The organism is Neobacillus drentensis, from assembly GCF_036965245.1.
Lineage (GTDB): Bacteria > Bacillota > Bacilli > Bacillales > Cytobacillaceae > Neobacillus > Neobacillus drentensis_G.
The window spans coordinates 1-18,220 of record NZ_JBALPG010000163.1; the positions used below are offsets into that span (position 1 = coordinate 1).

The following is an 18,220-nucleotide window of genomic DNA, read 5'->3' on the forward strand; positions in this document are numbered from 1 at the left end:
GCTATGTTCTGCTCACACCGCCTTTATTATGTTGGTGTACTTCTAATAAACAGATCATTTCCATACTTGGGTTCGGATTAGAAACTAATGTTAGTTTTTTGGAAAAAAGCCGGTATTGTGCGGCTTTTTTCCTATTTATTTTAATATGTTTGATATATTGAAACATTTTTGTTATATATACGTACTAACAATAGAGAAGGAAAAGGGAGAAGGGGATTTGTAAAATTGAACCGGCTAAAACGAGCGAATCGGATTTCTTTTATTATACTCATTTTATTTTTATTGACCCTCCTTTTAAGTGCATGTACGAATAAGGAGCAGACAAAGCATAAAATTCCTGCTAAAAATGAAAGGTCTAAAGTATCTATTACTTCTATAGGAAGGGAATGGAAATTACCTATTTCTATTCCAGAAGGTGAAGGTGAATTTTACAAGCTCGTCGGCTGGTTTTCAGATACCGAAGTTCTTTATATTACTAATCTTGAACAGACCTCCAGTATCTTTCGATACAATCTTTTATCAGGTAAAAGTAAATTAATCTATAAGAGTGGGAATCCAATTGTCACTGTGCAAATCAGTCCCTCCAAAAAATACCTTTTGGTTCATTCCTCACCTTCATCATATGAAGGACTGGTCACCATCATTGATCCAAAAGGAACCGAACAAATAAAGAAATCGTTTGCTTCCTATGAATTAGTATTTGAATGGAATCCTTATAATGAGTCTGAGGTTTTTGTATCGAAATTTGATCAGGATTGGAGCTTTCAACTATTTTTACTTGAAATGAAAAAGGCCAAAACTACTGAGATTTTCTTGCCACAGCCTTTTGTTAAGTGGATCAATGAAAGGGATATTGCCTTTTTAAATTGGGATAAGCAAAATCCATCGTTATTTGCCCCGCTTACTGTGAAAGGATTAGAAAATGGAACCGAAAAAACTGTGGTACCTTCAGCGATACATTTTTCAACTTTTCAAGATTTGCTCATGACTATCACTGTTAATGAGCAAGACCAGTCGAAGGCGACTTATTCATTTTTTGAAAAAGAGATGAAAAAGCTTTCCGCATTTTCAATTCCGCAACTAACAAAGTTTTCAGATTGGTTAGTGCCTTTTTATGACTATAATGAGCAGAAGGGACAATTTATCACCTTTAGTCCGCTTACTAGTGGTGAATCGGATTCTTATTCAGACGGCTTTCAACTGTTAAGCTATGATGTTAAGCAGGGGAGCAGTAAACTGATTATCGAAGGATTGGAAAATGAACCAATCAATTTTTCGCCATCGGGTGAAGCGCTTCTTTATGGCAACCAGTTTGAAAAAATTATCGATATCAATGCAAAAAAAATTTATGATCTAGTAAAGGAATAATAAAAAAGACTGTCGAATTGACAGTCTTTTTAATGTGTTCCAGTAGGAAATCCGGATTTAAGAATTGTCATGACTGTAAACCAGCCAAAAACTAAGAATGAAGCTACTCCCCAAAATGCGCCTAAGAAGTTTTTATTCTTTAGTGCGCTAAATCCCCCGATTGCAGCAAGCACGGTTACGATCGCAAAAATAATTACTAAACCCACAATAAATCCCCCTTTTTAGTATAAGCAGGCAATATGCTTAAACATGTGTTCAAAAAATTATGTAACTATATTATATACATTCCTTTCCTATTTTATATTCTTTTCATGCATTTGTCGAGGGCAAAAATAGAGCAATGTAATAGCATTGATTTTCTTGTCCTCATGTTATACTGTAAAATAATACTATCGACTTTTGTATTGGAGGAAGTTTTTTATGAAATGGCAGCAAATTCCTTTAGGAGCATTGCAAACAAATTGTTATATTGTTGAAAATCCTGACAGGTCATGTTTAATTTTTGACCCAGGCGGCGAAGGAAATAAGCTGATTCACTTGCTGAACCAAAGAAAATTAAAGCCAAGTGCTATTGTTTTAACACATGCACATTTTGATCATATTGGTGCAGTAAATGTAGTGAGAGATACATATAAAATACCTGTTTATATTCACAAACAAGAAGAAAAATGGCTGGGCGACCCAGCGTTAAATGGCTCACAGTTGTTTATGCATGCTGAATCCATTCGCGTAAATCCTGCCGATCACATCATTAATAATGAAGGGGCAATGAAAATCGGTGATTTTGAGTTTGATGTTTTTCATACACCTGGACATTCACCTGGCAGTATTTCCTGCTATTTCGAAAAGGATGGGTTTGTTATCTCTGGTGATGCCTTATTTCAAGGAAGTATCGGCCGAACGGACCTGCCTGGAGGAAATCAATCGCAGCTATTAAAAAGTATCCACGACAAGCTTTTATCATTGCCCGAGGAAACCTATGTATTATCAGGTCATGGTCCTGTGACAACGATTGGGGAGGAAATGGATAGTAATCCTTTCTTGAATGGATTTTGAAAAATATAGAAAGACCCTTCTCAAACGAAGAGAAGGGTCTTTCTGGGGGATGTTTTTTTTCATATAATGGGAGGGGATATTGTTAAGCTACTATTCTAACAATATAATAAAGTTAACACTATGTCAATAGTGTTAACTAAGAAGGAGATACAATGATTAGATATTTACAAAAGTTAATTTTAAATTCGCCAAATGGGTTCATCTCCTACTCAGACTATATAGGAGCTGCTCTTTATCATCCTGAATTTGGCTATTATATGAAGGACAAACAGAAAATTGGCCGGCAAGGAGATTTCATTACGACCAGCAATATTTCTGATGTATATGGCAGGCTGGTAGCAAAATGGTTTTCCCGTACCTGTGAAAAAACAAATCTGCCGCCTGTATTTTGTGAAATAGGAGCAGGAAATGGCCGTTTTGCAAAGGCCTTTTTGCAGGAGTGGAAGGATTCGATTAAAGCCCCCTTACAATATTTTATTGTAGAAAGCAGCCCTTATCATCGGAAATTACAAAGTGAATTACTGCAGGGCGATTTTTCCGTTGTCCAAGTGGAGAGTCTTAGCGAATTGGGCCCCTTTGAAGGGATGGTTTTTTCAAATGAACTTTTTGATGCACTTCCTGTCAATGTGATTGAAAAAATAAATGGAAAACTATTTGAAGTAATGGTAGGGATTCAAGAAGACAAATTGTATGAGCAGCAAATTCCATTAACTAATTCAGAAATTCTCTCTTTTTTAGAGGAAAGCAAAATTATATTAAAAGAAAAGCAGCGGATTGAAATTCCATTAGCAATGGAGAAGATGATACAAGAGATTGCAACTGTTTTAACCAAAGGCTTAGTTGTAACAGCTGATTATGGCTATACGAATGAGGAATGGATGGATCTACGGAGGGCAGAGGGGAGTTTGAGAGGATATTATCAACACATGATGATAAATGATGTCTTGCAGCATCCAGGAGAAATGGACATTACAACACATATCCATTTTGATTACCTCATTCAAAAAGGTATGGAAGTTGAGTTGCAATTGTTAACAAAGCTTAGACAGGATGAATTTTTATTAAAAGCAGAAATTCTAAAGGAATTAGAAAACCATTATGATCCCAATCCTTTTTCAGAGGTAAGTAAGCGGAATCGGGCGATTCGCAGCTTAATTATGCCCTCAGGAATGAGTTCTCATTTTCATGTAATTGTTCAGCAAAAAGGGCTGCAATTATGTGAAAGTGACTTGTTCACTTGATATATAAAAAAGCCGGAGCTTACACTCCGGCTTTTTTTCTCAGTGTCCTCCACCAAGCGGCATCATAAATGTAGTCCAATATGTGAAGCCTGCGAAGAAAATAGTTAAATATGCTCCGAACACCCATAAATACATACGCTCGGAAAGTTTAAGATAGCTTAGCAGAACGAAGAATCCTGTTTGGGCTAAGAATAACATTGCTGTTTTATCCATATCACCTAGATAAAACATAACAGTAAAAATGCCCGTCCAGAACCCACAGACTCTAAACATGCGATCCATATGTACCCCTCCTTTTACCCCATCGATACCATCATTACAATATTATAAAGTAAAAGGAGGTATAATGTAAATAATGGTTTCGAATTAGTTTGTTACAAGTGCTTGATATGAGCAAGTTTCACAGCCGGAAATCATGTTTTCTTTTTCAATTAATTCAACGGATTCGAAAAGTGCTCCGAACATACCCTTCAAAAATTCGTGGTGCATACTGCAAACCGTTTCCGTATGTTCTTCAGCGACTTCTTTAAATGGGCAGTTGAAAATTTGGAAGTAGATTTTTGTTTTATCACCATTTGCTTCAAATTCCGGGTAAAAACCTGCTAGTGTTGCGGCACTTTTTAATATTGTTAGCTTTTGGTCGAATTCTAATTCCTCACCGAGTGATTTTTTAGCCATTTCCTGCTCTATCACTTCAGTTCCAAATCGTTTACCAGTTAAGAAAAGTGCTTCTTTACCAGCTTCCCCAAGTGAAATCATAGTTTGGATTGCCACTTTGGATAAAAGCATATAGTCGCGATACGGGAAATGAAGCTGAATAACATCGTCGGATAAACGATATAACCGGCTTGGCCGGCCGCCTTTGCCCGTTTTCTTTGTTTCAGATGCTAACATGTTAACATCTTCTAACTTTGATAAATGTAGTCTGGCTACATTCGGATGAATATTAAAATTTTCTGCAACCTCTTGAACTGTTACTTCTTGATGACGTTTGGTAATGTATTGATAAATGTAGTATCGTGTTGGATCTGACAAAACGTTTGTTATTTTTAATGTTTGTTCCATCTCTGTTCACCTCTGACCCCCATAATTTTATTCCATTATAATACAGGGATAATAACAAGGGAATGATGTTAACAATGTTAACACTATATGTTTAGAAAATGTTCACAATTACTGTCTATATATTGTAACAATATTAAATTATTGTTGTACTTTTTAGAAGGTTTGTGTTTTGTCAAGCAAGTATTATTGGAATTTTGGTAAAAAAAGAAGCAGATTTAGTATCCGCTTCTTAGACTTTACGTCTTCTCTTCATTTCAGAATAAAGTATATAGGGTAGAATTCCAAACCATCGATACCAAAAATCGGCTTTTGTTTGCTTTTTCTCTAATCGGCGTCGCTTTCGTTCATCTTTCGGTTGGTCAGCATATTTTACAATGGTTTGGGTCATGTATTTTACATAATCATTTGTTTTCATGGAAACACCTGCCTTTATACACTAAAAGTATATCCATGTTTTATTTTTTCAAACTAATTATTTCAATTCTACCCATTTGACCATTTTCTTTGACCTTGTATCAAAAAATCCACGTCCAGTGATCGCATCGCCAGAATTTAGGCTGAGCGTGAAATTCACTTTTTGAACATATCCCGATATTGGTTCTGTTTGGTAGTCCATGGTTCCATTTCTATACACAATCGTTCCCTTGTCAGGAATATTTCCTTCTGTTTGAAACAACCATTCAACTTTCTTTATTGATGAAAGAAAATAATATTCCTGTTGGAAGATAGCTGCCGTTTCATGTGCCATTTTTCTTTCAGTTAGTAATTGTTCTATATGCATAGAGAAAAATAGCAGAAAAAGGATAAGTAAGCACAAAACTAGCGGGTAGGTGAATCCTTGTTCATTATTTTTCATGTTTCTCTATTCCAATTCACTAACGAATAGCATGTAACGGCATATTCTTTACCCCAGGTGTCTGTAACAGTTATCTTAACAGCATTATTTATCATGGAGAAGGTGGATTGTGATACGTTTTGAAGGATGATTTCGTGACCGGTTGAATTCACACGTCTCCTTAGGTTTGACCCGTACTTCTCATAATGAATCGTTTCAGTATCCTTAGTTAAGATTAAGCGGCCAGAGACTACTTCGGCACGGGAGGATAGCCTGATCTCTTTTTTTATTTGGCTGCAAAAAACTTCCCACTCCATCGACTGTAGTACTGCGTCATTCCCTTTCGTATTAAGGATAATTTGAAAAATAGGTGTCATAAAGAAAACAATGGTGGAAAAAATTGAAAATGCGATCAGGACCTCGATAAGGGTAAAAGCTTTTTCATTCGAGGGCACCGCAAACTTTAAATTCTGGAAGGAATGCATTCTTTTCAACTTTGACACACACCTCCTTTTGACCAGCTGATACTGAATCATTCCAAATGATTTGGTATTCTACCTTATTTCGAATGATTGAGTAATTATTGAATGTTTGACTTTCAATTAATTTTGCTTGTAGTTCTTCATACATAAGCTTTCTAGCCGTATTCTCTATTTCCAATTGCCAGGACTGGTTTCTAAGCTCCATTAATAATGGCAATAAATATAAACTAAGCATTAACAATGCTGACAACGAGAGAAGCAGTTCAAGCAAAAAAAATCCCTTATTGCTCCGTAACATAGAACCGTCCCCTTCCAATCAAAAAAGTTAGTCGGTAGCTCTTCTTTTTAGTATAGATAAAAAAGGAACCAAACTTGTTTACATTTCCATCACTTAGGAATTTGAAATATAAGGGGATGGTACCTTCCCTAAGATTAAAATTTGTTGAGTAATTTCTCTCGATAAACGGAGGAAGCCCGTATTGCAAAAATATATAGTATCTATATTCATTTTGTACAAATACTACTGATACTTCATGTTGGTGGGAAATTGCATATTGCTGTGCGTAAAGCAGATCTGCCTGTAGTTGAGTAAAAAAGGCCTCATCTTCAATTACAAGATGCTGAGGTTTTAGGTAGAAAACTGTAATCGAGGAAATAATCATAAAAACCGAGAGAACTATTAAGGACTCAATTAAGGTAAAGCCTTTTTGATTTTGGCTCATTGTACGTTAGTTGCTGCTTTTTCAACCGTTGTTACATTACCTTTAGAATCTATTTCGATTGTATTACCATTTGGACACCCTTTGGCATCATCCTTTAAATATCCCTCTGTTTTAAGCTCCGCAAGTGTGGGTACCTTGTTCTTATCCATTTCATATGCTTGAACTTGAGCCTGAACCATTTTTACGTATGCCTCGCATCCCTTGTTGTTAATATTAGAATTATGCTTCGTAACGTTTGGTATGGTGATAATTAATAACACTGAGATGACGAGCATAACAATCATCATTTCGATCAGTGTAAAACCTTTTTCATTTTTCTTCATTTTATTAATCCTCCATTTTTTTAAATTCCATCAAGTAGATGGAACATTGGTAATAGTATCGCTAAATACATGGAAACAACGAGAAATCCAATAAACAAGTAAAGCATGGGCTGGATGGTTTTTAAACTTTTTTCAATTATTTCCTCCATGTTAGTGACACAATGTTTGCTGAAAAATAGTAATTCCTGCTCTAATTTTCCATTTTCTTGGCCGTGTTTGACAATCATCGGAAATTCCTTTTCAAAAAATGAAAAGGCAGCTAAAATCGTTTCCAATTTTTCACCGGTAACAAGCTTATATTTAATCTCTTCAGCTATTTTGCTGTAAAACGGTTGTCTTTGATTTTTTTCAAAAAGAATTAGGGCTTCAGAGACTGAAATCCCACCAGATAATAGGAAGCTTAGTTGAATGGAAAAGTAGTGTGTAAACAGCATTTTGAGGATTCTTCCAGCAATAGGGATACGAACTAGCTGTGACCTTTGCTGCAGGATAGTGAGTTTTTTAAATACTAGAAAATAATAGATTACTGTCAGGAAGAGGATTACAAGTACAGCACCGATAACAATCGGGAAGAATTGGTCAAAAGCATAGATGACTTTCGTAAAAAAATTTGCTTCAAGTCCGAGTGATGAAAAAAGTGTTGTAAACCTTGGCAGCAATGTGTTTTCAATGAAAATGAATAGAAAACCAGTAATAAACATAAGTAACATCGGATATTGAAGTAGTTTTAGCAGCTTTCGTAAATCTTTATCCTTTAATAGAGCGAGATCACTTCCTTCTAATAAGGCATCGGCAAAGCTTCCATGCTGTTCCGCAAAATAAACATAGCCAATTAAGTCTTTGTGAAAACCTAGATTGTTTAAGACATCATGAAATGGTAAGCCTTTTTTAAAATCTACTAAACAACCATATAATTCCTCCTTTCGTTTTGTTGGTAGTTGTAATGCTATGGATTCAATTGCTTCGGCAATTGGATATCCCCGTGCTAGTAATTCCCCCGTTCGCTTCAAGAAATTTGCTTGTTCATTAACAGACCATTTACGAGGTTTCATCATCATACACCAGCCGTTCATATTCCGACTCTTGAATGTATCCAAGGGCAATCCCTTTGTTAATCACTTCTTTAAGTGTCCTGTAATATGTTTCGATTTTTTCACCTTTTGCCGCTTTCATGGCTGAGTTTAAATTTCTTCCCGATAACAATTCAAACACACTCGCTCTTTTCCATCTTCCATAGGAATAACAAATTGGTGAACAATCTCCTTCGCAAAATGGGCATGTAAGTTCTACCAATCTTTGGGCAGTAACAGCGATCAAAGTTTGTTCGACCTCTAACCAATTCACGCCAAATTCCCGAAGACGGTATACTGCCCCCTTGGCATCTCTCGTATGCATCGTTGATAGCACCAAATGCCCTGTAAGGGCCGCTCTGACGGCAATTTTTGCTGTTTCGGCATCTCTAATTTCGCCAACCATAATGATGTCGGGATCGTGGCGAAGAATAGCCTTCAAACCGGCCGCATAGGTTACGCCTGCTTTTTCATTCACTTGTACCTGCAAAACAGAGTCGTAGTTTTTTTCGATTGGATCTTCAAGTGTTATGACATTGCGATGAAATAGGTGGGCCGTTTCATTTAAAAGGGAATAGAGAGTGGTCGTTTTGCCCGATCCAGTTGGACCTGTGAAGATTATTAAACCGTGAGCATGTTTGAGAAGGGCTAGTAATTTTCGAGTCATTGCCGGAAATAAAGAGAGTTGATGAAATGGAATTTGTTCTTGCTGTGGTAATAGCCGGATGACAAGGCTCTCTCTGTTGTTTGATGGGAGAGTGGAAAGTCTAAGACCCATTAATTGTCCATCTACTTCACAAAAAATGGCTCCGCTTTGCGGGCGTCTTCTTTCACCGATATCCATATTGGCTGTGAATTTAAAATGTGAGATTAATCTGTCGCATTCATCTTTTGGAAGGGATAACCGGGGAATGAGTTTGTTGGTTAAACGGATTTGAACAAGTGTGTCTTTCTTCCGAGGTATAATGTGAATATCTGTCGCTTGGTTCCGTGCCGCATCTGTGATGATCCGATTAGCTAAAATTTCAATTGCACTAACAATAGGTAACACCACCTTTTTTATTTGTCCTTGCATATATTTCGACAGGGTTCTTTCTTTTCCTTCTTTATTTGTAAATTAATTTTATTATTTTCGGCAATAAATTTATTAGGGTGTCAGGCACCATGTGACTTTTTCACATAGTGGCTGACACCCACCGTTTCTTATATTGCTTTTTCCGTTAAATAGAAAAGGCCTCCGTTGATGAAGGAGATGTTTATTTTTGGTTCGTATTGTTCTTGGAGAGCTTTTTTTTCGGTCTCGTAGCTTTCATTTTCATCTTCTACGTCTTCATAAAAATGATCTAACAGCCACAAGTCCTGATCCCATCGCTTCCGCGCATCATCAGCCCACGAATGGTCATCTTCTGAAATTACTGATTTTAAATATGTTTCAATCCTTGACATGCCGCTCTTAGGCCTTACTAATGGCGATATTGTAAAGGAATAATCAGGTATTTTTGGCGTCAGCGGGATTTTTTGCAAGCGATCGTGAAAATCCTCAACCATTTGTCCATTAATAAGCTGTAAGCCGATTGATTTAAAGACATCGCGCTTTCGGTCACATTGATAAGAAATCTTTACATTCATGCACAGCCATGGCATCAAGGGAGTTTGATTCTCTTGATGGCGATGATTCTCATAAAGGCGAATGTAGCTGGCGAGATTTTTAGTTGATTCAAAAATTTGATGTAGCCGCGGTGAACCAAAATGAATGATTTCGCCCTTAATTTGATCGGGGGCTTTTTCTTTGTTGGTGATGAAAGTAAGACGCATTGGATTTGGAATTCCGCCTGTCTTTTCCAAATAGTGCCAGTAAAATGGCCGGTTCATCAGTTCTTTATCTAATTCAATCGTTAACTGGACAGTTAAAAAGCCTGGCTTATTTTCAACTATTGGGCATTCATTCGCTTTAAAATAATTTAAAAGAAAATTATGAATTTCCTGCTGCTGCATGCGAATCCCCTTTCTTCATACTTTCGGCAAATTCAATCATCGACGATAAATTCTCCATTTTAATTCTCATTTCACCTTCAGAAGCAGATTGACCGAAAATATCAATCAAATGGTCTTCCATATTGCCAAATTCCAATTTTGTTAAAATATCATCGAGTTCACCAATGACCTTTTCAAATAAATGGATCTTCTCATACAGAAGCTTTAAAATGTGTTCTTCAACCGTGTTCTTAATGGCAAAATTGTAAATCATGACATCCTTTTCCTGCCCGAGACGATGGATTCGTCCAATGCGCTGCTCTAGCCGCATTGGATTCCAAGGTAAGTCAAAATTAATAATATGGTTACAGAACTGTAAATTAATCCCTTCACCGCCAGCTTCTGTCGCTATCAGCACTTGTGCGTGCTTTTGAAACAATTCCCGCATCCAATCCTTTTTCCCCCGCTTAAAGCCGCCTCGAAACGGTACAGAAGAAATCCCATGCTGTTTTAAAAACCATTGCAGGTACATCTGTGTGGCTCGATATTCGGTAAATATAATGACTTTATCATTAACTTTTTGAATTAATTCAAGAGCTTTTTCTGCTTTTGAATTTTGCTGAACAGCTTCCACCTTTTGAATTAAAAACTGAATTTGTTCCTCGAAAGCACGTGTTGGATTTTCCTTTTTCTGGAGCATGTTTTTCAACGTATAAAAAACCGCTTCTCTGCTGCTGCATGCCTCACGCTGTAGTGTCATAACAGAGAATGCACTTGTCTGAAGCCAATCACCCTCGTTTTTAAGTGTGTTAATCGCTTCATAAAGTTCTTTTTCGGGAGGTGTAAATTCAATCGGAATCGTTTCCACATGCCGTTTCGTCCATTCAATCCCTGTATCAGCACGGCGGTTGCGGATCATCACTTTGTTCACTAACTCCTTTAAATGCTCATCATCATTTAACGACCTTGCGTTACGTTTGTATTTTTCATAGAATGCGGTCTCACTGCCTAGATGTCCAGGTTTAAGCAGGGAAACAAGATTAAAGATTTCCTCGATTCGGTTTTGAATCGGTGTAGCCGTCAATAATAAACAAAATTTCTTTTTTAGATTTTGAACAAATTCGTAGTTTTTCGTTTTGTTATTTTTTAATTTATGGGCTTCATCAATAATGATGAGATCATAGTCTTGTTTATAAATAATATCACGATGCGGGTTTCGTTTGGCCGTATCAATCGAGGAAACGACGACATCACATTGCTCCCATACATAACTTTTCCTTTGAGTAATAGCAGGGATAAAAAATTTGCTATTCAGTTCAATCGCCCATTGGGTAACCAAAGAAGCAGGAACGAGGATCAAGACCTTTTTCACTAATCCGCGAATCATGTATTCTTTTAAAATTAGTCCGGCCTCAATGGTCTTCCCAAGTCCTACTTCATCAGCAAGGATGGCTTTTCCATTCATGTTTTCAATTACTTGTTTTGCTGTTTCGAGTTGGTGGGGAAGGGGCGTTAAATTTGGCAAATGATTTGGGGCTTGCAAGCCTTCAAATTCAGGGATAACCAAATGTTTTTCAACCCCGATTGCAAGATTAAAAAGCTCCCAGTTCCCCCAAGGACCATCGTTCTCAATTCTATGTAAAAAATCATCGTGCCAAGAGGAATTAAATTCAATTTCAACCGTCATAATTTCAGCTCCTTTTAGACCCTGTCTTTATCTGCATAATGCCAATTATTCTCAAAATCAAAGTACTTCTGATTTTCTTTATAAAGTTATTGCTCAATACATTGTTTTAATGGTAGGATGAAGTTAGTTTTTAAAGTTTTAAATATTTTAATAAGGTAAATTATTTTATAGGTATAATTAGTATGACCAAATTGGAAAATATTATAATGCGAATGACAACAAGGGGAGAGACTACCTTTGTAGCGCCGAAGGAGCAAGCAGAAATGTGAATCTCTCAGGCAAAAGAACTCTTGTTTGACGCAGCTCTGGAGAGTGCTGATCAATATGGGCAGCCACCAAAGGGGAAAACCATTTTAGGTAAACTTTCAGGTGCAAGGACAGAGACCTTCTTATATTTCAACGGAGGTTTCTGTCCTTTTTTATGCCTTTTTTCAGAATTTTTACTCATCCAAATGCTTTTTCGATTGAAAAAGAGATTATTATTTTTCCGATTTTGTTAATGGGTTCAATCTCTTTTAAAGAGTTCTTTTTACAAATAATGAATAAAGAAAACTCGCCGATTGGCAAGCCGTTAGGCGCAGACAGAGACGTAGTTGCACTTATGTCTGAAAGGAAAGTTATACTTTCCTTTCGGCCAAGTAAAAGATTGAAGGGGGACTTTAGGATGACTGAATTAAAACGTACTCCGCTTTTCGAGGTGTATAAAGAAAATGGGGGGAAAACCATCGATTTTGGAGGCTGGGAGCTGCCAGTCCAATTTTCAAGCATTAAGGAAGAGCATGAAGCCGTCCGCAATCGTGCTGGTTTGTTTGATGTATCCCATATGGGTGAAGTTGAAGTCACAGGGGCCGACAGCTTAAGCTACTTGCAAAAAATGATGACAAATGACATTTCAAAAGTAAAAAACGGCGGTGCTCAGTACACTGCTATGTGCTATGAAAATGGTGGTACGGTTGATGATTTACTTGTCTATAAAATCGAAGATGACCATTATCTTTTGGTTGTGAACGCTTCTAACATTGAAAAAGATTATAAATGGCTTGAAGAACATTTAGAAGGTAATGTCAGTATTGAAAACCTATCAGAAAGAATGGCTCAGCTCGCTATTCAAGGGCCGCTTGCTGAAAAAGTATTGCAGAAACTTGCTGCCGATACAAATTTAAGTGAAATTGGCTTTTTTAAATTCCAACAAGAAGTAAACTTAAACGGCAAAAAGGCGCTTGTATCTAGAACCGGTTATACCGGTGAAGATGGGTTCGAAGTGTATTGTGATGCAAAAAATGTTGTCGAACTCTGGAGAGACATTTTACAAGTTGGAAAAGAAGAAGGCGTTCTTCCATGTGGATTAGGTGCACGTGACACCCTTCGCTTTGAAGCGAATTTGGCACTTTATGGTCAAGAGCTTTCGCCAGAAATTTCACCGCTCGAAGCAGGCATTGGTTTTGCCGTGAAATTAAATAAAGAAGCTGATTTTATTGGCAAGGATGTATTAAAACAACAAAAAGAAAATGGGCTTTCAAGAAAACTAGTTGGGATTGAAATGATTGATCGCGGAATCCCTCGTCACGGTTACCCAGTATATAAAGGGGAAGAACTAATCGGCGAAGTAACAACTGGTACACAGTCACCTACATTAAAGAAAAATATCGGTCTGGCCCTAATTAAGACGCAATTTGCCGGGCTTGAATCTGAGGTAGAAGTTGAAATTCGCGGAAAGCGTTTAAAAGCTGCAATAGTTCCAACACCTTTTTATAAAAGAGAAAAGTAAAACACGAAGGGAGTTAGGTTTATGAAACATCGCTATTTACCTATGACTGAACAAGATAAGAAGGCTATGCTTGAAACCATTGGTGTTTCCTCGATTGATGAACTGTTTAGCGATATCCCTGAAAAAGTAAGATTCAAGGGTGAGTACAACATTAAAGCGGCTAAATCTGAGACCGCACTAATGAAAGAGCTTTTTATGTTAGCAGACCGCAATGCCGACCTTAAAAGGAATGTCTCTTTTTTAGGGGCAGGTGTCTATGATCATTACATGCCTGTCATTGTTGATCATGTTATTTCTCGTTCTGAATTTTATACTGCTTATACTCCATATCAACCGGAAATTTCTCAAGGCGAGCTGCAAGCCATTTTTGAATTCCAAACGATGATTTGTGAGTTAACTGGAATGGATGTGGCGAACTCCTCTATGTATGATGGCGGTACAGCTCTTGCTGAAGCAGCAATGCTGAGTGCCGGTCATACAAAACGCAAAACAATCGTCGTTTCAAGTGCAGTACATCCTGAGTATCGTGACGTCCTTAAAACGTATGCAAAAGGGCAGTATCTTGAGGTTGTAGAAGTACCTGTAAAAGATGGAGTAACAGATTTAGAGGCATTAACGAAAGTAGTAAATGATGATGTCGCAGCAGTAATTGTCCAATATCCAAATTTCTTTGGCAGAATCGAGCCGTTAAAAGAGGTTGAAGAAATCATTCATGCTAATAAAGGGATGTTTGTTGTTAGCAGCAATCCGCTATCCCTTGGAGTTTTAACACCTCCAGGGAATTTTTGTGCAGATATTGTTATTGGCGATGCACAGCCGTTCGGAATTCCAACTGCATTTGGCGGCCCGCACTGCGGATATTTTGCAGTATCGAATAAATTAATGCGAAAGGTGCCAGGACGCCTTGTTGGCCAGACAGTAGATGATCAGGGGCGCCGTGGTTTTGTATTAACGCTCCAAGCTCGTGAACAGCATATTCGCCGTGAAAAAGCGACATCAAATATTTGTTCAAACCAAGCACTTAACGCACTCGCTGCATCAGTTGCCATGACGGCTTTAGGTAAAAAAGGTGTCCGTGAAATGGCAACAGCAAATTTACAGAAGGCACATTATGCAAAAACTGCATTTAAAGTAGCTGGATTTGAAGTTGTTAATGATGGCTATTCCTTCAATGAATTCGTTGTTAAATTAAACAAACCGATAAAAGAAATAAATCAAAAATTGTTACAAAAAGGAATCATCGGGGGCTATGATTTAGGACGTGACTATTCAGAACTGTCTAACCATATGCTGATTGCTGTAACAGAACAGAGGACGAAGGAAGAAATCGATACTTTAGTGAAAGAATTGGGGGATCTGCATGCATAATCAAGACCAAGCACTCATTTTTGAACTTAGTACTCCCGGCAGAATCGGATACAGCCTTCCGGAAATGGATATACAAGAAGTAGATCTTGGCGGCATTCTTCCAGAGGGGTATCTGCGCCAAGAAGAAGCTGAGCTTCCTGAGGTTTCAGAGCTTGATATCATGCGCCACTATACTGCTCTTTCAAAAAGAAACCACGGCTTAGACTCAGGATTTTATCCTTTGGGCTCCTGTACGATGAAATACAATCCGAAAATTAATGAGAATGTCGCCCGCTATAATGGTTTTGCTCATGTGCATCCACTTCAGGACGAAAGCTCTGTTCAAGGTGCACTTGGACTTTTATACGATTTGCAGCAGCATTTAATTGAAATAACCGGAATGGATGAAGTGACATTACAGTCAGCAGCAGGTGCACATGGCGAGTGGACTGGATTAATGTTAATTCGTGCCTACCATGAAGCAAATGGTGATTTGAAACGAACAAAGGTAATCGTTCCTGATTCTGCTCATGGTACAAACCCTGCTTCTGCAACCATTGCTGGTTTTGATACGATTACTGTTAAATCAACAGAAAGTGGTCTTGTTGATCTTGATGATTTAAGAAGAGTTGTCGGAGAAGATACGGCTGCTTTAATGTTAACCAATCCAAATACGCTTGGACTATTTGAAGAACATATCCTTGAAATCACTGAAATTGTTCACGATGCAGGCGGAAAAGTTTATTATGACGGGGCAAACCTGAATGCTGTCCTTTCAAAAGCTAGACCTGGTGACATGGGCTTTGACGTTGTTCACTTAAATCTTCATAAAACCTTTACTGGTCCACATGGAGGCGGCGGCCCTGGTTCTGGTCCTGTCGGTGTAAAGGCAGACCTTATTCCGTACTTGCCAAAACCAATTATTTCGAAGCGCGGCGATGAGTTTGTGCTTGATTATGATCGTCCACAATCCATTGGCCGTGTGAAGCCGTTCTATGGTAACTTCGGCATTAACGTACGTGCCTATACCTACATTCGTTCTATGGGTCCTTATGGATTAAAAGCAGTAACAGAGTACGCTGTATTAAATGCCAACTACATGATGAGAAGATTGGCTGAATATTATGATTTACCATTTGATAAACATTGTAAGCATGAGTTTGTACTTAGTGGAAAACGTCAAAAAAAATTAGGTGTCCGGACATTGGATATTGCGAAACGCCTGCTTGATTTTGGCTACCATCCACCAACCATTTACTTCCCGTTAAATGTGGAAGAATGTATCATGATTGAGCCGACAGAAACAGAATCAAAAGAAACGCTTGATTCCTTTGTGGATATCATGATCCAAATTGCCAAAGAGGCAGAAGAAAACCCTGAGGTCGTTCAAGAGGCGCCACATACAACAGTAGTTGGCCGTTTGGACGAAACAACTGCGGCACGTAAACCAATCTTGAAATATCAAAAGTCTTAATACATGGAAAAGGTCAGATTCAACGAGTGAATCTGACCTTTTATATTTATGGCAGACTTTCTGATATTTTTTGTGGTTTTGGTAAATAACGGATAAATAGCCGAAGTTCAAAAAAATGAGCCAATAGAGGTGAAAAATAAGCCAAATGAATTTTTTGAAACAATAAAAGGCTCCAGAATGTCCCGGAACCTTAAATCTATTCATTAATTCTTTGCTTTTACTTTACCTGTCCATTTTTTGAACCCGCCTTCGAGCTGGGTAAGGTCTTCATAGCCTTTTTTGTGTAAAAATTGCGCCGCACGCGCACTGCGCATACCGCTTTGGCAATACAGGTAAACCGGCATGTCAGGGCGGATTTCCTTCATTCGCATTTTTATTTGTGACATGGGTATATTACGTGCTCCTAAAATATGACCGCCATCGAACTCATTCGGTTCACGAACATCTATTAGTTGTGCCTTTCTGTATCCGGCACGGAATTCTTCTTCTTTTACCGTTTTCACAATCCTCTTTTGATAGAAATAGGTGAAAACTAAGTAGATGATAACTGCTGCGATAATGATTAAAAAAACATAAAGTGAACTCAACTTTTTTTGCTCCTTTCAAGCTTTCCTGCACTAGTTTTTATTATATAAGTCATTCGGGTAAAGATAAAGATGAATGAGAAAATTTCTTTTCCTTTTGCATAATAAATTATAGCAGAAACATCTCATTTTGAAATCATATAAGATTTTGGTAGACTTAAACTCGAAATAATAATATAAAAATGAGGTTTTTGAATGAAAAAAGAAGTTTGGCGGTTTATAGACTCTGGAAATTGTTCACCGTCCTTTAATATGGCGTTAGATGAAGCATTACTAGATTGGCATAGCGAGGGGAAAATACCTCCGGTAATTCGCTTCTATGGCTGGAATCCGCCGACCTTGTCTGTCGGTTATTTTCAAAAGGTTGAAAAAGAAATTGACATGGAGGCAGTGAAGGCACACGAGCTAGGGTTTGTCAGGAGACCTACAGGGGGACGAGGTGTTCTTCACGAACATGAGCTTACATACAGTGTCATTGTTTCAGAAGACCACCCGGAAATGCCAAAATCCGTTACTGAGGCCTATCGTGTCATTTCAGAAGGGATTTTAAAAGGTTTTCACCATTTAGGTCTTGAAGCCTATTTTGCAGTGCCAAAAACAGCAGAAGAACGAGACGCGTTGAAAAATCCCCGCTCTGCTGTCTGCTTTGATGCCCCGAGCTGGTATGAGCTTGTTGTGGAAGGCAGAAAGGTAGCAGGAAGTGCGCAAACAAGACAGAAAGGTGTTATTCTACAGCACGGGTCGATTCTATTGGATTTGGATGAGGAAAAGCTGTTTAGTTTGTTCAAATATTCAAATGAACGGGTAAAGGAACGGATGAAGAAGGCATTTAAGGATAAGGCGGTTGCCATCAACTCAATTAGCCCAAGAAGGATTACCCTTGAGGAGGCAAAAGAGGCTTTTAATAAGGGATTTGCTGAAGGACTGAATATTGATCTTGAACCATATCAACTAACGGAAGAAGAAATCGCCTACGTTCAAAAAATAGCTAAAGAGCGATATGAAAGCGATGAATGGAATTTTAAAAGGTAGATGGAAGCGGTGATGACCGCTTTTTTCTTTTTGCATTTATTACTTTTAAAAAAAAGAGGCAAGCCGCGAAATTTGTTAAATTTTCCTGTTTTATGGCGAAAATCAGGTAATAGCTTTTATTTTCTCCCAAATCTAGTTTTTTTTAAGTTTGACAAAATAATTGTTTTTTGCTCAACATACAATATGTAGTAG

Annotated in this window: 21 protein-coding genes and 1 riboswitch; of the genes, 7 read left to right on the forward strand and 14 right to left on the reverse strand. The window is 37.8% G+C overall.

What is annotated here, in order from left to right:
• Nucleotides 1-225: 225 nt before the first annotated feature.
• Nucleotides 226-1,368 (forward strand): hypothetical protein, encoded by a 1,143-nt coding sequence (locus V7150_RS23645; protein ID WP_335523092.1) that lies wholly within the window; start codon nt 226-228, stop codon nt 1,366-1,368.
• A 29-nt stretch (nt 1,369-1,397) separates the two neighbouring features.
• Here the strand turns inward: V7150_RS23645 and V7150_RS23650 are convergent, their stop codons facing one another.
• A complete protein-coding gene (locus V7150_RS23650; RefSeq protein WP_283919464.1) occupies nt 1,398-1,574 on the reverse strand; it encodes a DUF2759 domain-containing protein in 177 nt (58 codons plus the stop codon).
• Between the two features lie 214 nt (nt 1,575-1,788).
• On the opposite strand from V7150_RS23650, the gene V7150_RS23655 reads away from it, so the two are divergent.
• The gene (locus V7150_RS23655) at nt 1,789-2,424 is read left to right on the forward strand and encodes an MBL fold metallo-hydrolase (RefSeq protein WP_335523096.1); all 636 of its coding nucleotides are present in this window, start codon (nt 1,789-1,791) and stop codon (nt 2,422-2,424) included.
• Nucleotides 2,425-2,576: 152 nt separating this feature from the next.
• Nucleotides 2,577-3,665, forward strand: coding sequence for a class I SAM-dependent methyltransferase (locus V7150_RS23660; RefSeq protein WP_335523098.1), 1,089 nt, complete (start codon nt 2,577-2,579; stop codon nt 3,663-3,665).
• A 39-nt stretch (nt 3,666-3,704) separates the two neighbouring features.
• On the opposite strand, the gene V7150_RS23665 is transcribed toward V7150_RS23660, so the two are convergent.
• From V7150_RS23665 to V7150_RS23720, 12 genes are all read right to left on the reverse strand, one after another.
• Nucleotides 3,705-3,947, reverse strand: a complete 243-nt coding sequence (locus V7150_RS23665; RefSeq protein ID WP_066312245.1) for a DUF2626 domain-containing protein — start codon at nt 3,945-3,947, stop codon at nt 3,705-3,707.
• 84 nt (nt 3,948-4,031) lie between these two features.
• Nucleotides 4,032-4,730 carry a helix-turn-helix transcriptional regulator gene (locus V7150_RS23670; protein WP_335523102.1) on the reverse strand — a complete coding sequence of 233 codons (699 nt, stop codon included), beginning with the start codon at nt 4,728-4,730 and terminating at the stop codon, nt 4,032-4,034.
• A gap of 229 nt (nt 4,731-4,959) precedes the next feature.
• A complete protein-coding gene (locus tag V7150_RS23675; RefSeq protein ID WP_335523105.1) occupies nt 4,960-5,145 on the reverse strand; it encodes a YqzE family protein in 186 nt (61 codons plus the stop codon).
• A 57-nt stretch (nt 5,146-5,202) separates the two neighbouring features.
• Entirely contained in the window at nt 5,203-5,586 is a 384-nt protein-coding gene (gene comGG, locus V7150_RS23680) for a competence type IV pilus minor pilin ComGG (protein ID WP_335523107.1), read from the reverse strand.
• Nucleotides 5,583-6,020, reverse strand: coding sequence for a competence type IV pilus minor pilin ComGF (gene comGF / locus V7150_RS23685; protein ID WP_335523109.1), 438 nt, complete (start codon nt 6,018-6,020; stop codon nt 5,583-5,585). Before comGF ends, comGG begins: the two co-directional genes overlap by 4 nt.
• Nucleotides 6,007-6,345 (reverse strand): hypothetical protein, encoded by a 339-nt coding sequence (locus tag V7150_RS23690; protein WP_335523111.1) that lies wholly within the window; start codon nt 6,343-6,345, stop codon nt 6,007-6,009. The genes comGF and V7150_RS23690 overlap by 14 nt, the downstream gene beginning before the upstream one ends.
• Nucleotides 6,329-6,769, reverse strand: coding sequence for a competence type IV pilus minor pilin ComGD (comGD, locus tag V7150_RS23695; protein WP_335523113.1), 441 nt, complete (start codon nt 6,767-6,769; stop codon nt 6,329-6,331). The genes V7150_RS23690 and comGD overlap by 17 nt, the downstream gene beginning before the upstream one ends.
• Nucleotides 6,766-7,092, reverse strand: coding sequence for a competence type IV pilus major pilin ComGC (gene comGC / locus V7150_RS23700; RefSeq protein ID WP_335523116.1), 327 nt, complete (start codon nt 7,090-7,092; stop codon nt 6,766-6,768). Before comGC ends, comGD begins: the two co-directional genes overlap by 4 nt.
• Nucleotides 7,093-7,112: 20 nt before the next feature.
• Nucleotides 7,113-8,144, reverse strand: a complete 1,032-nt coding sequence (gene comGB / locus V7150_RS23705) for a competence type IV pilus assembly protein ComGB (RefSeq protein WP_335523118.1) — start codon at nt 8,142-8,144, stop codon at nt 7,113-7,115.
• On the reverse strand, nt 8,131-9,237 hold the full coding sequence (gene comGA, locus V7150_RS23710) for a competence type IV pilus ATPase ComGA (protein ID WP_335523121.1): 1,107 nt from the start codon (nt 9,235-9,237) through the stop codon (nt 8,131-8,133). Before comGA ends, comGB begins: the two co-directional genes overlap by 14 nt.
• Before the next feature lie 128 nt (nt 9,238-9,365).
• Nucleotides 9,366-10,157 (reverse strand): YqhG family protein, encoded by a 792-nt coding sequence (locus V7150_RS23715; RefSeq protein ID WP_335523125.1) that lies wholly within the window; start codon nt 10,155-10,157, stop codon nt 9,366-9,368.
• Nucleotides 10,135-11,823 carry a DEAD/DEAH box helicase gene (locus V7150_RS23720; protein WP_335523128.1) on the reverse strand — a complete coding sequence of 563 codons (1,689 nt, stop codon included), beginning with the start codon at nt 11,821-11,823 and terminating at the stop codon, nt 10,135-10,137. The genes V7150_RS23715 and V7150_RS23720 overlap by 23 nt, the downstream gene beginning before the upstream one ends.
• A 212-nt stretch (nt 11,824-12,035) precedes the next feature.
• A riboswitch (glycine riboswitch) is annotated at nt 12,036-12,123 on the forward strand.
• Between the two features lie 364 nt (nt 12,124-12,487).
• Between V7150_RS23720 and gcvT the strand changes: the two genes are divergently transcribed.
• Genes gcvT through gcvPB form a run of 3 tightly spaced genes read left to right on the forward strand, consistent with a single transcriptional unit; the run spans nt 12,488 to nt 16,412 of the window.
• Nucleotides 12,488-13,591, forward strand: coding sequence for a glycine cleavage system aminomethyltransferase GcvT (gene gcvT / locus V7150_RS23725; protein ID WP_335523143.1), 1,104 nt, complete (start codon nt 12,488-12,490; stop codon nt 13,589-13,591).
• 21 nt (nt 13,592-13,612) lie between these two features.
• Complete coding sequence (gcvPA, locus tag V7150_RS23730; RefSeq protein WP_335523132.1) at nt 13,613-14,959, forward strand: aminomethyl-transferring glycine dehydrogenase subunit GcvPA; 1,347 nt, start codon at nt 13,613-13,615, stop codon at nt 14,957-14,959.
• The gene (gcvPB, locus tag V7150_RS23735) at nt 14,952-16,412 is read left to right on the forward strand and encodes an aminomethyl-transferring glycine dehydrogenase subunit GcvPB (RefSeq protein WP_335523135.1); all 1,461 of its coding nucleotides are present in this window, start codon (nt 14,952-14,954) and stop codon (nt 16,410-16,412) included. The genes gcvPA and gcvPB overlap by 8 nt, the downstream gene beginning before the upstream one ends.
• A gap of 203 nt (nt 16,413-16,615) precedes the next feature.
• Here the strand turns inward: gcvPB and V7150_RS23740 are convergent, their stop codons facing one another.
• The gene (locus V7150_RS23740) at nt 16,616-16,999 is read right to left on the reverse strand and encodes a rhodanese-like domain-containing protein (RefSeq protein WP_335523138.1); all 384 of its coding nucleotides are present in this window, start codon (nt 16,997-16,999) and stop codon (nt 16,616-16,618) included.
• A 192-nt stretch (nt 17,000-17,191) separates the two neighbouring features.
• On the opposite strand from V7150_RS23740, the gene V7150_RS23745 reads away from it, so the two are divergent.
• Nucleotides 17,192-18,028 (forward strand): lipoate--protein ligase family protein, encoded by an 837-nt coding sequence (locus V7150_RS23745; RefSeq protein ID WP_335523140.1) that lies wholly within the window; start codon nt 17,192-17,194, stop codon nt 18,026-18,028.
• Nucleotides 18,029-18,220 lie beyond the last annotated feature (192 nt).

Bases quoted from the DNA above. Each gene is read 5' to 3' on its own strand.
- comGC (WP_335523116.1), bottom strand. From the start codon at position 7,092: ATGAAGAAAAATGAAAAAGGTTTTACACTGATCGAAATGATGATTGTT.
- V7150_RS23655 (WP_335523096.1), top strand. From the start codon at position 1,789: ATGAAATGGCAGCAAATTCCTTTAGGAGCATTGCAAACAAATTGTTAT.
- comGG (WP_335523107.1), bottom strand. From the start codon at position 5,586: ATGAAAAATAATGAACAAGGATTCACCTACCCGCTAGTTTTGTGCTTA.
- V7150_RS23665 (WP_066312245.1), bottom strand. From the start codon at position 3,947: ATGGATCGCATGTTTAGAGTCTGTGGGTTCTGGACGGGCATTTTTACT.
- comGA (WP_335523121.1), bottom strand. From the start codon at position 9,237: ATGCAAGGACAAATAAAAAAGGTGGTGTTACCTATTGTTAGTGCAATT.
- V7150_RS23660 (WP_335523098.1), top strand. From the start codon at position 2,577: ATGATTAGATATTTACAAAAGTTAATTTTAAATTCGCCAAATGGGTTC.
- V7150_RS23675 (WP_335523105.1), bottom strand. From the start codon at position 5,145: ATGAAAACAAATGATTATGTAAAATACATGACCCAAACCATTGTAAAA.
- V7150_RS23690 (WP_335523111.1), bottom strand. From the start codon at position 6,345: ATGTTACGGAGCAATAAGGGATTTTTTTTGCTTGAACTGCTTCTCTCG.
- gcvPA (WP_335523132.1), top strand. From the start codon at position 13,613: ATGAAACATCGCTATTTACCTATGACTGAACAAGATAAGAAGGCTATG.
- V7150_RS23745 (WP_335523140.1), top strand. From the start codon at position 17,192: ATGAAAAAAGAAGTTTGGCGGTTTATAGACTCTGGAAATTGTTCACCG.
- gcvT (WP_335523143.1), top strand. From the start codon at position 12,488: ATGACTGAATTAAAACGTACTCCGCTTTTCGAGGTGTATAAAGAAAAT.
- V7150_RS23720 (WP_335523128.1), bottom strand. From the start codon at position 11,823: ATGACGGTTGAAATTGAATTTAATTCCTCTTGGCACGATGATTTTTTA.
- gcvPB (WP_335523135.1), top strand. From the start codon at position 14,952: ATGCATAATCAAGACCAAGCACTCATTTTTGAACTTAGTACTCCCGGC.
- V7150_RS23670 (WP_335523102.1), bottom strand. From the start codon at position 4,730: ATGGAACAAACATTAAAAATAACAAACGTTTTGTCAGATCCAACACGA.
- comGD (WP_335523113.1), bottom strand. From the start codon at position 6,769: ATGAGCCAAAATCAAAAAGGCTTTACCTTAATTGAGTCCTTAATAGTT.
- comGB (WP_335523118.1), bottom strand. From the start codon at position 8,144: ATGAAACCTCGTAAATGGTCTGTTAATGAACAAGCAAATTTCTTGAAG.
- V7150_RS23715 (WP_335523125.1), bottom strand. From the start codon at position 10,157: ATGCAGCAGCAGGAAATTCATAATTTTCTTTTAAATTATTTTAAAGCG.